The sequence below is a fragment of the Streptomyces sp. YJ-C3 genome (assembly GCF_053891275.1).
Genome location: NZ_CM132685.1, coordinates 6,523,074 through 6,535,408 on the forward strand (window position 1 = coordinate 6,523,074; position 12,335 = coordinate 6,535,408).

The window sequence follows — 12,335 nt, forward strand, 5'->3', positions numbered from 1 at the left end:
ACCGCGGGTACCCCGGCGCGGACGTCACACGCCCGCCGCTCCGAGCAGGGAACCCGCCGCATACGTGACCGCCATCGCCAGCGCTCCCCCGGCCACGTTGCGCACCACCGCGGGGCGGACGGCGGCGTTGCCCGAGCGGGCGCTGCTCCATCCCGTGAGCGCGAGGGCGACGAGGACGCAGACCACGGTGACCGGGAGCCGCCACCCGGTGGGCGGCAGCACGATGGCGAGCAGCGGGAGCAGGGCGCCCGCGGTGAACGCGAGGAAGCTGGCCCAGGCCGCGTGCCAGGGGTTGGTGAGGTCGTCGGGGTCGATGCCGAGTTCGACGCTGACGTGGGCGCGCAGCGCGTCCCGCTCGGTGAGCTGTTCGGCGGCCTCGCGCGCCACCTCCCGGCTGAGCCCGCGCTCCTCCAACAGGTCGGTGAGCTCCTCCAGTTCGGCCTCCGGCTGTTCCCTCAGCTCGCGCTTCTCCAGGTCGATGGCGGCCTTCTCGGAGTCGCGCTGTGTGGACACGGAGACGTACTCGCCCGCGGCCATGGACATCGACCCGGCGAGCAGCCCGGCGAGTCCGGCGGTGAGCAGCGTGGAGCGGTCGTCGGTGGCCCCGGCGACGCCGACGACGAGGCCCGCGGTGGAGACCACGCCGTCGTTGGCGCCGAGGACGGCGGCGCGCAGCCAGTTGAGCCGCGAGCCGAGCGCGCCGCCGTGGGCTTCGTCATGGGTCCGTTCGGTCTGCGCTGGTTCGGTCACGGGGCGAGCATGACAGCCGCCCCCTCACCAGACCCGCACCGACCCTCCCGTCGCGAACACCGGGCTCGTCGCGTCGACCGGCGGCTCCTTGAGGGGCTCGTCGATCTCGGCGACCGTGGGGCCGACGCGGGCCGCGATCGGGTCGAGGAGGGCGAGGTCGAAGCCGTAGACGCGGGCCGCGTTGCCGCCGACCATCGCGGCGACCTCGTCGCGGGGCAGGCCCGCGTAGGCGATGCGCAGGCCCTCGCGCGTGTACGGGTACGTGCCCTCGTCGTGCGGGTAGTCGCTGCCCCACATGATCTTGTCGAGGCCGATGCGGTCCCGCAGGGGCACTTCATGGGGGCGCATGAAACTCGCGCCCACGTAGCAGTTCTCCCGCCATACGGTGGAGGGGCCCTTGCCCATCGAATCGGCGAGCCCCGCACCGAACTTGGACTCCGCCGTGTTCGCCCTCGTGGCGGCTTTCACCAGGCGTCCGTGGTAGTAGTCCAGCATGTCGAGCACCCCGGGGATCCACCCGGAGCCCTGCTCGGTGAGGACGAGCTTGAGGTCGGGGTGTTTGCGGAAGGCGCCGCCGAAGACCAGGTGCCACAGGGCGCGGTGCGAGAACCAGGTCGTCTCGACCATGAAGACGGCGCGCGCGGCCGGTTCGTCGCCGAGCGGCGGGGACGCCGAGCCCGCGTGGTGGTTGACCGGGACGCCGAGTTCGGCGCAGGCCCGCCAGATCGGGTCGTACGTCGCCGAGTACAGCTCGGGAAGGCCCGAGCCGGGTGGCGTACCGGGCAGCAGCAGGCCGCCCTTGAGGCCCGCGTCGGCGGCCCAGCGGATCTCCTTCACGGCCTCGTCGACGTCGTTGAGGAGGATCTGGAAGACGCCCGCTCTGCGGCCGGGGGCGGCGGCGCAGAAGTCCGCGAGCCACCTGTTGTGGGCGCGCAGGCCGGCCCAGCGCTGCTCGAACTCCTCGCGGGTGGGCGCGGGCGCCATCAGGGACGCGGACGGGAAGAACGGCGGGATCGTGTTCGGGAAGACGACCTCGGCGACGATGCCGTCGCGCTCCAGCTCCGCGACGCGCCGGCCGGAGTTCCAGTTGCGGTCGGCGGTGTCGGCGAGCAGGTCCTCGTAGGGGTTCACGTAGGTGGCCGCCCACGCGTCGAAGGTCTCGTGGTGCCGTGCCGCCAAGTAGGGCTTGTAGTCGAGGAGATCGGCGCCCGCGTGGCAGTCCGCCGAGATGACCGTGTACCGGTCCGTGGGTGCGGTCACGGGGTCACCCCCAGGGCCGGGAAGTCATGGTCGGTCAGCCAGTGCCGGCCGACGTCGCGCGAGCGCGCCCAGGACGCCTCGACGGCGCTCTGGTCGGCGTCCTGGCCGAGGTCGGCCGGGGTCGGTCCGATGCGGGCCGCGAGCGGGGCCAGCTTCTCGGTGTCGAAGCCGAACACCTCGGCGGCGGCCAGGCCCAGCATCCGGCGGGTCTCGGTGACGGGGATGTCGTGGAAGGTCTTCTTCAGCCACGCGCGCGTGTCGGGCCAGGTCCCTTCGGGGTGCGGGAAGTCGCTGCCCCACAGGATGTTGTCGACGCCGATCTCGTAGCGCTGGGCCAGTTCACGGCGCTTGGTGTTGGTGGCGCATATGAAGACCTGCCGGTCCAGGTACTCGTGCGGCGGGCGCTTCAGCTCGGCGAACGGGGAGAGCTTCTTGCCCCCGTGTGCGCCCAGGTAGAGGCGGTCCATGAACCACAGCAGGTTGGGCAGCCACCAGCAGCCCGACTCGGCGATGCCGAACTTCAGCCCAGGGTGCCGCTCGAAGACGCCGGACCACAGCAGGAACCAGAGCGGCCGGGCGGGCCACCACGTCACCTCGCTCACGTAGATGCCGAGATGGTCGCCGTACTCGTGGCGCGGCGCCGCGCCCGAATGCGTCACGACGGGCATCGCGCACTCGGCGGCCGCCGCCCACACGGGGTCGTAACGGCTCGCGTGGTACGGGTCCTTGTCCACCCACATGGAGGGGATCATCAGGGCGCCGAGCCCCGACTCCTTGGCGCGGTGCACCTCGGCGACGACCTTGTCCGGGTCGGCCGTGATGGGCAGCAGGGCGACACCGCAGTGCCGTTCGGGGTTCTGCGCCACGAACTCGGCGAGCCAGCGGTTGTGCGCCTGCGCGCCCGCCATGCCCAGCTCGGGGTCCTGGTCGCCGGAGAGACCGAGCCCGACGCCGAAGGGCGCCGCCGTCTGGCTGTCCACGGCGTCCGCGTCGGGGAACACGACCTCGGCGGCCACCCCGTCGCCGTCGAGCTCCTTGAGGCGCTGCGCCGCGTCCCAGCCGCCGCGCAGCCCCTCCTCGTTGTCGGAGAACCACTTGGCGGCGAACGCGTCGTTGCGGATGCCGAGCCGGGTCGCCTCCTCGCGGCGGGCGTCCCGCTCGCCGAGGAAGGCGTCGAAGGCGCGGTGGAAACGGCTGTCCAGATAGGGCCGGTACTCCTCGGTGGGCAGTCCGGCGTGGCAGTCGGAGGAGATGATCAGGTAGGGGTCGTTCTGCTGAGCCGTCATCGGATGTCCCTCTGTCGTCCCTCAGTCGAGAATGAAGCTCTCCAGGTACGCCGGGTTCGCCCGGTCCAGCATCGACTGCGACCTGGCCCGGATCTGCCGGTCGCTGTGCTCGCTCTCGGGAAGCAGCCAGAACCGGTCCGCCGCGATGCCCTCCGCGACGAGGTCCGCGACCTCCTCCACGGGCGTGAACTCGACCTCGCGGCCGGCTTCCTTCATGGCGGCCTCCCACTGGTCGAGGCTGCGGTACGGGGTCTTGCGGGGGCGCTCCTTCGCGAACCGGTCGGGCCGGTTGCGGTGCGACTCCCACAGGCCCGTACGCAGCATGTGGGGCCCCGGGAACAGCACGGAGGCGCCCACGCGCGCGTGCTCCGCCCGCAGATGCGCGTACAGCGACTCGGTCATCGTCACGACGGCCGCCTTGGTGACCGCGTACACGGAGGCCGTCGGCAGCGGTGCGATCCCGCCGTCCCCGGAGGAGGTGTTGACGATGTGCCCGGGGGCACCGCTCTCGATCATGCGCGGCACGAACGCCTGGACGCCGTGGAAGACGCCCCACACGTTGACGTCGAACGCCCATTTCCAGTCGTTGGGTTCGTGCTGCCACATCCGGCCCTCGGCGCCCGAGCCGACGCCCGCGTTGTTGCACAGCACGTGGCAGGCGCCGAAGGTGGCGTACGTGTCCTCGGCCAGGGCCATGACCTGCTCGCGCTCACCGACGTCGACCACGCGCGCGTGCACCGTCGCCCCGTCCGCCCGCAGCGCCTCGGCCGCGCTCTCCAGGGCGCCCTTCTCCACGTCCGCGAGCACGACCTTCAGGCCGTCCGCCGCGAACCGCCGGGCCAGGGCGAGCCCGATGCCGCTCGCCGCGCCGGTGACGACGGCGACCTGCCCCGCCTCCAGCCGCATCAGGCGCTCCCCTCGGGCGGCCCGTCGAGGATCTGCTGCGGGTCGTCGTAGCGCTGATGGATGTACGGCAGCAGGGCCTGGCCGCTGACCCGCTCGACGACCCGGCCCTTCTGGTCGGTGGTCTTCTCGCCGATGGTGATCTCCACGAGCGTGCGTACGGGAAGGTCGGCGATCGGGTCGTACATGGACTCGCGGAGCACGATGTCCCCGGTGATCCGCTCCAGCTTCCTGACCTTCTCGTTGCGTACGCAGTGCACGAGGACCGGGTCCGCGTCGAACCCCGAACCGTCCACCGCGGGCAGGAACTTGAAGTAGAAGTCCGTCTTCTGCGTCGGCTCCGGCAGCGGCAGGCTCTCGCTGACCGCGCCGCGCACCTCCACGAACTCGATGCCGTGCCGGGCCAGGGCCGCCCGCACCACGAGCCCGTCGCGCTCCACCGTGACGTCGCCGAGCTTCTTCGGTTCGCCGAAGACCTCACGGCCGCCGATCAGGGCGCGCTCGTGCGTCATCGGCATGACGAGCGGATACCAGCCCTCCACTCCCCCGTGCTCGGCGGCGACGGCGACCGAGCCCGCGCCCAGCGGATAGCCCGGCAGGTCGACCTTGCTGATGTTGACCCGCACCAGCGGCCGCGCGGTGGGCTTCAGCGGCGGCGGGAGCACCGCCGCCACCGTGTCCGGGTCGGACTCCCACACGGCGACCACGCCGGTGGACCAGATGTCGGGAAGCTTGCTGCTCGCGGTGCGCGCGGCGGCGATCTCCGCCTCGGTGCGCGCTCCGTACCGTACGCGTGCCATGTCGTACCGCCCTTCCTGAAGCCAGAGGTGACTTTCCGGGGGTCGTTCGCGAGGCGCCTGTAACACAGTTACACCGACGCCGATGAAGGGTAAAGACACGTGCACCGGCCGGAACGGGAACACCGGAAGAGGGGGGCGATCCATGACGCGCGCGCCGCTCACCCGCGACGAGGTGCTCGCCGCCGCCGCGGCCCTGGTCAAGCAGGACGGCCCGCAGGCGCTGACCATGCGCAAGCTCGCGGCCGAGCTGGGCACGGCGGTCACCTCGATCTACTGGCACGTCGGCAACCGCGAGTCGCTGCTGGACGCCCTCGTGGAGCGCACGGTCGCCGACCTCGGCGAGATCCGGCCGCGCGGCGGCACCCCGCAGGAGCGGGTCGTCTCGGTCGCGCGGACGCTCCGCCGCCAGCTGCGCGCGCATCCGCATCTGGTGGCGATGGTCCACGAGCGCGGCCTCACCGAGCGGATGTTCCTGCCCGCGCAGCAGGCCCTGGTGCACGAGGTGCACGCGGCGGGGCTGCGCGGGGCCCGCGCCGCCGAGGCCGTGCGTGTGGTGCAGTTCCAGGTCGTCGGGCACGTCCTGGTCGAGCGGAACCGCGAGCGGGCGCCCGTGCAGCGCCCCGGCGAGGAGGATCTGTGGGCGGGCACGGCCGCCGCCGAGGACGACCGGGCCCTCGTCCGGGCGCTCGCCGCGCCGGTGGATCCGGAGCGGCTGTTCATCACCTCCGTCCGGGCGCTGGTGAAGTCCCTCCTGGAGACGGGCACTTGACGCCGGCGGCCGGTTTCGGGGCGGGCGGCGACCGGAGTGTCAGTGACGGCCCGTATCCTCAGGGACCATGCTCGAAGACCGCCCGACCGCTGCGTCCGCAGCCCCTTGGCCGACCGCGTACCCGAAGGGATACGCGGTCGTCGACGTGGAGACCACCGGCCTCTCCAGGGACGACCGGATAATCTCGGCCGCCGTCTACCGCCTCGACGCGCAGGGCGAGGTCGAGGACCACTGGTACACGCTGGTCAACCCGGAGCGCGATCCGGGTCCGGTGTGGATCCACGGTCTGACGACCGACGTCCTGGACGGCGCGCCGCTGTTCCCGGAGATCGCCGAGGAGTTCGCCGCCCGCCTGGACGGCCGTGTCCTGGTCGCGCACAACGCGGTGTTCGACTGGTCGATGATCGCCCGTGAGTACGCGCGCGCCCGGCGGACCGCCCCGGTGCGCCAGCGGCTGTGCACCATCGCGCTGTCCAAGGAGCTGGGCCTGCCGCTGCCCAACCACAAGCTGGAGTCGCTGGCCGCGCACTTCGGTGTCGTGCAGGAGCGCGCGCACCACGCGCTCGACGACGCGCGCGTGCTCGCGGAGGCGTTCCGGCCGAGCCTGCGGGCGGCCGCCGAGGGGAACGTGCGGCTGCCGCTCCTGGAGTGCCGCCCGCTCACGGAGTGGTCGGACTCGTCGTCGGTGCCGCGTCAGTCGGCGTCCTCCTACCGCGGCGGCGGTGGCGGCAGCTGGCGCCCCGCGCGCAAGCGGCCGGCCTGCCCGTACCCGAACCCCGGCCGGTACGAGCCGGGCAAACCGCTCAAGCAGGGCATGCGGGTCGCGTTCTCCGGGGACACCTCGACCGACCGGGAGCTGCTGGAGGACCGGGCGGTCGACGCGGGGCTGCATGTGGCGACGAGCCTGTCCCGGCTGACCAGCCTCCTGGTGACCAATGACCCGGACTCGTACACGTCGAAGGTCGTGAAGGCGAAGCAGTTCGGGACGCCCGTCGTGGACGAGGCCGCGTTCGGACAGCTGCTGCAGGACGTGGCGGACGCGGCGCCGGCGGGCGGGGCCCGAGCGACAGACGGGTGATTGCGGGGCGACTCGCCCCGCGCCCGCTCGCCTGGCGGAGCCCCGGCGCCCACCCTGTGGCGCATGGCACGTTGTGAGGTTTGCGGAAACGACTACGGCATGTCCTTCGAGGTGCACGCGCAGGGCGCGGTGCACGTCTTCGACTGCTTCTCCTGCGCCATCCACCGCATGGCACCGATCTGCGAGCACTGCCGGTGCCGCATCATCGGGCAGGGCGTCGAGGTCGACGGGCACTGGTTCTGCGGGGCGCACTGCTCCCGCGCGGAGGGGAAGGTGGGCATCGTCGACAAGGTCTGACGCCCCGGCGCAGCCGCCCTCCCCAACCGGGCGCACCCCGCTGAAATCACCCCATGGCCTAGCGGTACGGTCATGGGGTGTACCGCTTCCTGTTGACCCGGCAGTGGGTGATCCTCACCCTGCTCGCCCTCGTCCTCATCCCCACGATGATCCGGCTGGGCATCTGGCAGATGCACCGCTACGAGGAGCGCGCCGCCCGGAACCAGCTGGTCACGGACGCGCTGTCGGCGAAGCCGGTGCCCGTGGAGGGGCTGACGTCGCCGGGGCACACCGTCACCACCGGCCAGCGGTACCACGCCGTGACGGCGACGGGCCGTTTCGACACCGATGACGAGGTCGTCGTGCGGCGCCGCGTGAACTCCAACGACGAGGTCGGCTACCACGTGCTGACCCCGTTCGTGCTGAACGACGGCAAGGTGGTCCTGGTCAACCGGGGCTGGATCCCGGACGACGACACCGACCAGAGCACCTTCCCGAAGATCCCCGCGCCGCCCCGCGGCGAGGTCACCGTCACCGGGCGGCTGATGCCCGACGAGACGACCGCGGCGAGCGGCATCAAGAACCTCAAGGGGCTGCCCGACCGGCAGATCATGCTGGTCAACAGCGAGCAGGAGGCCAAGCGCCTCGACGCCCGGGTGCTCGGCGGCTACGTGGCGCAGACGGCCCCCGAACCCAAGGGCGACACCCCGGAGCTGATCGGCAAGCCCGGCAAGGAGGACTCCGCGCTGAACTACGCGTACGCGTACCAGTGGTGGCTGTTCTCCGCGGCCGTACCGGTCGGCTGGGTGGTCCTGGTCCGGCGCGAGCTGCGCGACCGACGCCGCAGGGCGGAGTCCGAGCAGGCCGCGCAGGAGTCCGCACCGGCCGCCGTGTAGCGCCCGGCCTGCCGCGCTGATCACCCGGCCGGTCCCGTCCTGGATTGCCGCGCACGGACGCCGGGAACCCGGACCGCGTGCACCCACATATCGAGGACTACGCCCTCATCGGCGACGAACAGACCGCGGCCCTGGTCGGCCGGGACGGCTCTGTCGACTGGCTCTGTCTGCCCCGCTTCGACTCACCGGCCTGTTTCACCGCGCTGCTCGGCGACGAGGAGAACGGCCACTGGCGCCTGGCCCCCAAGGGCGCCGGCGCCTGTACGCGCCGTGCCTACCGGCCGGGTTCGCTGGTCCTGGACACGGAGTGGGAGACCGACGAGGGCCACGTCCGGATCACCGACTTCATGCCGCAGCGCGACAAGGCACCCGATCTCGTCCGGATCGTCGAGGGGATCAGCGGCCGCGTCACCGTGCGCGGCACCCTGCGGCTGCGGTTCGACTACGGCAACGTCGTGCCGTGGGTGCGCCGCAGCGACGGGCACCGGGTGGCCGTGGCGGGCCCCGACTCGGCGTGGCTGCGCAGCGAACCCGAGGTGCACACCTGGGGCGAGTCCTTCGGCACCCACTCCGAGTTCACCGTCGAGGCGGGCGAGACGGTCGCCTTCGTCCTGACCTGGCACCCCTCGCACGAGCCGCGCCCGGACCTCGTCGACCCGCACGAGTCGCTGCGGCACAGCCTGGCGGACTGGCAGGCGTGGTCCGAGCGGTGCCACTACGAGGGCCCGCACCGCGACGCCGTGCTCCGCTCCCTGCTGACTCTCAAGGCGCTCACGTACGCGCCGACGGGCGGCATGGTCGCCGCGCCCACCACCTCGCTGCCGGAGGAGATCGGCGGTGTACGGAACTGGGACTACCGCTACTGCTGGCTGCGCGACTCCACGCTCACCCTGAACGCGCTGGTCTCGGCCGGATATCTGGACGAGGCCGAGGCCTGGCGCGACTGGCTGCTGCGGGCGGCCGCCGGCGACCCGGCGAAGCTGCAGATCATGTACGGCCTGTCGGGCGAGCGGCGGCTGCCCGAGCAGGAGCTGTCCTGGCTGGACGGGTTCCGTGACTCGCGTCCCGTACGCAGCGGGAACGACGCCGTGCACCAGTTGCAGCTCGATGTGTACGGCGAGGTCGTCGACTCGCTGGCGCTGGCCCGCCGCGCGGGACTGCCCGACCAGCCCCACGCCTGGCGGCTGCAACTGGCGCTCCTGGACTTCCTGCACGACGCGTGGCGCGAGCCCGACGAGGGGTTGTGGGAGGTGCGCGGGCCGCGCCGTCACTTCGTGCACTCGAAGGTCATGGCGTGGGTCGCCGCCGACCGCACCGTGCGCGCCCTGGAGGACGACCCGCGACTGCCCGGCGATCCCGACCGGCTGCGCAAGCTGCGCGACGCCATCCACCAGGACGTGTGCGAGCACGGCTACGACACCGAACGGGGCACCTTCACCCAGTACTACGGCTCCACGGAGCTGGACGCGGCGACGCTGCTCATCCCCCGCGTGGGCTTTCTGCCGGCGGACGACCCGCGCGTGATCGGCACCGTCGACGCGGTGCGCGACGAACTGGGGGCGGACGGCTTCGTCCGCCGCTACACCCTCGACCACCACACCGTCGACGGCCTGCCGGGGCAGGAGGGCACCTTCCTCGTCTGCTCGTTCTGGCTGGCGGACGCGCTGCACATGACGGGGCGCACGAAGGAGGCGCGCGAGCTGTTCGAGCGGCTGGTGGCGCTCCGCAACGACGTGGGGCTGCTCGCCGAGGAGTACGACCCCGAGGCGGGTCACCTGCTCGGCAACTTCCCGCAGGCGTTCAGCCACATCGGCCTGGTGACCACCGCGCTGACCCTGTTCGGCGGCGCCGGGAGCGGAGAGGCAGGATAGGAGCCATGGATCTTGGACTGAAGGACCGTGTCTACGTAGTCACCGGCGCCACCCGTGGCCTCGGCAACGCCGCCGCGCGTGAGCTCGTCGCCGACGGCGCGAAGGTCGTCATCACCGGACGGGACGAGCAGAAGGTCAAGGACGCGGCGGCGGCGCTCGGCCCGAACGCGCTGGGGGTCGCCGCCGACAACGCCGATCCGCAGGTCGCGGAGCGGCTGATCGGCGCCGCGCGCGAGCAGTTCGGCGGGTTCGACGGGATTCTGGTCAGCGTGGGCGGGCCCGCGCCCGGGTTCGTCGCGGACAACACGGACGAGCAGTGGCAGACCGCGTTCGAGTCGGTGTTCCTCGGCGCGGTGCGGCTCGCGCGGGCGGCGGCGGCCGAGCTCGGCGAGGGCGGTGTCATCGGGTTCGTGCTCTCCGGCTCCGTGCACGAGCCGATCCCGGGGCTGACCATCTCGAACGGGCTGCGGCCCGGTCTCGCCGGGTTCGCCAAGTCCCTCGCGGACGAGCTGGGGCCGCGCGGGATCCGGGTCGTGGGGCTGCTTCCGGCGCGCATCGACACGGATCGCGTCCGCGAGCTGGACGGGATGTCGGCGGATCCGGAGGCGACCCGGAAGGCCAACGAGTCGCGGATTCCGCTGCGGCGGTACGGGACCCCGGACGAGTTCGGCAAGGCCGCCGCGTTCTTCCTGTCCCCCGCGGCCTCGTATCTGACCGGGGTCATGCTGCCCGTCGACGGTGGGTACCGGCACGGGTTCTGACCGGTCTCGTTCCTGGGCACGGGGCTGTGCCCCGTCGATCGCCCTTCGGGCTCGTCCTCGAACGCCGGACGGGCTGATGGCCACGAGCCCGAAGGGAGCGGTCAGCTCACCCGCTCGGCGCGGTGCTTGACCGCCTTCAGACGGACCTCCGCCGGCAGCGCCGCCAGGCCCGCCGAGTCCCTCGCCTGCGCCAGCGACTCCTCGCCGAGCAGGTGCAGGGCCCGGCCGGGGGCGGCGTGCGGTTCCAGGGTGAGGCCGACGCGGGCCTGCGGTGTCGAGCGGCGGCCGGTCAGGACGACGCCCGCCCGGTCCACTCCGTCCAGCGACTCGGCGCCGCTGACCAGCACGCTCTCCAGGGCCCGGCCGCGCAGCAGCGCGCCCTCGCCGTCCCCGGTGTCGACGAGCACCTCGGTGAGCCGGCGGCGCCGGAACTGCGCCACCAGCCACCACAGCGCGAGCAGCACGACGACGCCGAGCACGGCGATCACCGTCGGCCACCACCAGCCCTCGTCGCGCCAGCGGTCCCGGTCGGCGACGCTGAGCAGGACGTCCTTGCGGCCGTCGTGGATCCACCAGGACGGCGGCTTCGCGCCGAGGCCGACGGCGAGCACCGAGCCGCCGCCGAGCAGCAGGACGAGGCCGAGCAGACCGAGCAGGATCCGGTTCACGGTTCTGAGCACGCCACTCATCCCTTCCTGCCGGGGCGCGCCACGTGCACCGAGAGCCCGGGCGCGCTGCCGAGCCCCAGCTCTCTGATGCCGTCGCCCAGCGAGGCGTCGAGGTCGGCCCGTACGTCGTCGAGTTCACGGAAGTGCGAGACCGCCCGGACATCCACTTTGGACCGCTTCATCCGGACGCGTACGGACTGCACGCCCGATACCTCCATGGCCCGGTCGCGCAGCACCATGGCGGCGGCGTCCCGGTGCAGTCCGGCCCGTACGTCGGGATGGGTGCGGCGCATCGGCAGGACTCCGCGCAGCCCGGGGGTCACCGCGAGGACGAGGAGCCAGAGGCCGAGCGCGGCGGCGACGCCCGCGCCGACCAGGACGGCGGTGTCGTCCAGCGGCCGCTCGGCGAGCTCGCGGGCCAGGGTGCGCCGCCACTGCATGGCGGGACGGCCGGCCCGTACCGCCGCGATGTCGTAGAGCAGGACGCCGAGGCCGCCGAGGAGCACGAGCGCGGCCAGCGCCGACGGGACGCGGCGGGCCGACCAGAACCGGCCGGGTTTCTCGTCGCCCTCCAGGGTCGGGTGCGGTGCGTAGGCCGCCGCGGACGCCGACTGGTCGCCGAGGTCCGCGCCGGCCCGCTCGACGACGGGCAGTTGCTGGGTGGGGTCGCTCACCGGATCCTCCCCCGGTCCGTTCCGCGCGTCTGTGCCGAGTGCAGCCGTTCCACCTGGACGGCCACCTCCGGCACCTCCATTCCCGCCAACGCCCTTACCCGTTCGGTGACTTGTCGACGCACGGCACCGCACTGCGCGCCGATGTCGGACGGGTAGTCCAGTTCCAGGCTGATGCGGACGCGGGCCGTCTCGTGGTGCACGCTCACGGTGGCGTGCGGCGGCGCCCCGTCGTCCGGGACGGCGTCCAGTGCCTCACGTGCCGCGTACGCGGCGATCTTCGCGACGACCCGGTCGGCGATCCGGGTCGCGCCGCGCTCCGCGGGCGCGACCTGTGTCGCCACGG

14 protein-coding genes are annotated in these 12,335 nt (G+C 72.7%); 6 read left to right on the plus strand and 8 right to left on the minus strand.

The features are described 5' to 3' along the window. Positions 1-24: 24 nt before the first annotated feature. Genes ACVHNB_RS29250 through ACVHNB_RS29270 form a run of 5 tightly spaced genes read right to left on the minus strand, consistent with a single transcriptional unit; the run spans position 25 to position 4,999 of the window. Positions 25-750, minus strand: coding sequence for a VIT1/CCC1 transporter family protein (locus ACVHNB_RS29250; protein WP_428955541.1), 726 nt, complete (start codon positions 748-750; stop codon positions 25-27). A gap of 24 nt (positions 751-774) precedes the next feature. Then, positions 775-2,010, minus strand: coding sequence for an amidohydrolase family protein (locus ACVHNB_RS29255; RefSeq protein ID WP_428955540.1), 1,236 nt, complete (start codon positions 2,008-2,010; stop codon positions 775-777). Beyond that, complete coding sequence (locus ACVHNB_RS29260) at positions 2,007-3,296, minus strand: amidohydrolase family protein (RefSeq protein ID WP_428955539.1); 1,290 nt, start codon at positions 3,294-3,296, stop codon at positions 2,007-2,009. The genes ACVHNB_RS29255 and ACVHNB_RS29260 overlap by 4 nt, the downstream gene beginning before the upstream one ends. A gap of 21 nt (positions 3,297-3,317) precedes the next feature. After that, positions 3,318-4,202, minus strand: coding sequence for an SDR family NAD(P)-dependent oxidoreductase (locus tag ACVHNB_RS29265; protein WP_428955538.1), 885 nt, complete (start codon positions 4,200-4,202; stop codon positions 3,318-3,320). Beyond that, the gene (locus ACVHNB_RS29270) at positions 4,202-4,999 is read right to left on the minus strand and encodes an acetoacetate decarboxylase family protein (RefSeq protein WP_428955537.1); all 798 of its coding nucleotides are present in this window, start codon (positions 4,997-4,999) and stop codon (positions 4,202-4,204) included. Before ACVHNB_RS29270 ends, ACVHNB_RS29265 begins: the two co-directional genes overlap by 1 nt. Before the next feature lie 142 nt (positions 5,000-5,141). On the opposite strand from ACVHNB_RS29270, the gene ACVHNB_RS29275 reads away from it, so the two are divergent. The 6 genes from ACVHNB_RS29275 to ACVHNB_RS29300 all read left to right on the plus strand — a co-directional run bounded on the left by ACVHNB_RS29275 (position 5,142) and on the right by ACVHNB_RS29300 (position 10,650). Further along, on the plus strand, positions 5,142-5,768 hold the full coding sequence (locus ACVHNB_RS29275) for a TetR/AcrR family transcriptional regulator (protein WP_428955536.1): 627 nt from the start codon (positions 5,142-5,144) through the stop codon (positions 5,766-5,768). A 67-nt stretch (positions 5,769-5,835) separates the two neighbouring features. Next, positions 5,836-6,846 (plus strand): DEDDh family exonuclease, encoded by a 1,011-nt coding sequence (locus ACVHNB_RS29280; RefSeq protein WP_428955535.1) that lies wholly within the window; start codon positions 5,836-5,838, stop codon positions 6,844-6,846. Between the two features lie 63 nt (positions 6,847-6,909). Next, complete coding sequence (locus ACVHNB_RS29285) at positions 6,910-7,143, plus strand: hypothetical protein (RefSeq protein WP_255966985.1); 234 nt, start codon at positions 6,910-6,912, stop codon at positions 7,141-7,143. A gap of 77 nt (positions 7,144-7,220) precedes the next feature. Continuing rightward, entirely contained in the window at positions 7,221-8,018 is a 798-nt protein-coding gene (locus tag ACVHNB_RS29290; protein WP_428955534.1) for an SURF1 family cytochrome oxidase biogenesis protein, read from the plus strand. 77 nt (positions 8,019-8,095) lie between these two features. Beyond that, the gene (locus ACVHNB_RS29295) at positions 8,096-9,889 is read left to right on the plus strand and encodes a glycoside hydrolase family 15 protein (protein ID WP_428955533.1); all 1,794 of its coding nucleotides are present in this window, start codon (positions 8,096-8,098) and stop codon (positions 9,887-9,889) included. 5 nt (positions 9,890-9,894) lie between these two features. Then, complete coding sequence (locus ACVHNB_RS29300; protein WP_428955532.1) at positions 9,895-10,650, plus strand: SDR family oxidoreductase; 756 nt, start codon at positions 9,895-9,897, stop codon at positions 10,648-10,650. Between the two features lie 101 nt (positions 10,651-10,751). Here ACVHNB_RS29300 and amaP read toward each other — a convergent pair whose 3' ends face one another. From amaP to ACVHNB_RS29315, 3 genes are read right to left on the minus strand one after another with little or no spacing between them, the layout of a single operon-like run. After that, positions 10,752-11,339: an alkaline shock response membrane anchor protein AmaP gene (gene amaP, locus ACVHNB_RS29305; protein ID WP_428955531.1), complete on the minus strand. Its 588-nt coding sequence runs from the start codon at positions 11,337-11,339 to the stop codon at positions 10,752-10,754. Continuing rightward, positions 11,336-11,992 (minus strand): DUF6286 domain-containing protein, encoded by a 657-nt coding sequence (locus ACVHNB_RS29310; RefSeq protein WP_428955530.1) that lies wholly within the window; start codon positions 11,990-11,992, stop codon positions 11,336-11,338. Before ACVHNB_RS29310 ends, amaP begins: the two co-directional genes overlap by 4 nt. After that, complete coding sequence (locus tag ACVHNB_RS29315; protein ID WP_428955529.1) at positions 11,989-12,333, minus strand: Asp23/Gls24 family envelope stress response protein; 345 nt, start codon at positions 12,331-12,333, stop codon at positions 11,989-11,991. Before ACVHNB_RS29315 ends, ACVHNB_RS29310 begins: the two co-directional genes overlap by 4 nt. Between the last annotated feature and the right edge of the window lie 2 nt (positions 12,334-12,335).